Raw genomic sequence first — 687 nt, 5'->3', positions numbered from 1 at the left:
AGTGGTCGAGCGGCTCGCGCAGCACTTCGAGGTCGAGGCCAACCCGGACGACGTCCTGTGGTCGCCGCAGGAGCTGGCCGAGCGCCTGGCCGACAAGGACGGCGCCCTCACCACCGGCAGCCAGCGCATCGACTCCGAGCTGATTGCCGCGTGTCCGCGCCTGAAGATCGCGGCCAACATGGCCGTGGGCTACAACAACTTCGACGTCGAGGCCATGACCGCCGCCGGCGTGCAGGGCACGAACACGCCCGACGTGCTGACCGAGACCACGGCCGACTTCGGCTTTGCGCTGCTCATGGCGACGGCCCGGCGCATGGCCGAGTCCGAGCACTACCTGCGCGCGGGCAAATGGAACAAATGNGAACACGCCCGACGTGCTGACCGAGACCACGGCCGACTTCGGCTTTGCGCTGCTCATGGCGACGGCCCGGCGCATGGCCGAGTCCGAGCACTACCTGCGCGCGGGCAAATGGAACAAATGGAGCTACGACATGTTCGCCGGCACCGAGGTGCACGGCAGCACGCTCGGCATCATCGGCATGGGCCGCATCGGCCAGGGCATCGCCAAGCGCGGCGCGCACGGCTTCGGCATGGACGTGGTCTACCACAACCGCTCGCAGCTCTCGCCCGAACTCGAGGCCGAGTGCAAGGCCCGCTATGTCGGCAAGGAAGAGCTGCTGCGCAGCG

1 protein-coding gene and 1 pseudogene are annotated in these 687 nt (G+C 68.4%); both read left to right on the top strand.

Going from position 1 to position 687, the window contains the following annotated elements:
* Positions 1-358 (top strand): annotated as a pseudogene (locus QZH66_RS17705) (D-glycerate dehydrogenase); the annotation flags it as partial.
* A 16-nt stretch (positions 359-374) separates the two neighbouring features.
* Positions 375-687, top strand: a 313-nt coding sequence (locus QZH66_RS17700; RefSeq protein WP_305807130.1) for an NAD(P)-dependent oxidoreductase, incomplete at its 3' end; no start/stop codon positions are given.

This window comes from Stenotrophomonas sp. YIM B06876 (genome assembly GCF_030711595.1).
Lineage (GTDB): Bacteria > Pseudomonadota > Gammaproteobacteria > Xanthomonadales > Xanthomonadaceae > Stenotrophomonas.
The sequence above is the reverse complement of the archived record's forward strand: the minus strand, read 5'-3'. Positions and strand labels throughout refer to the sequence as shown.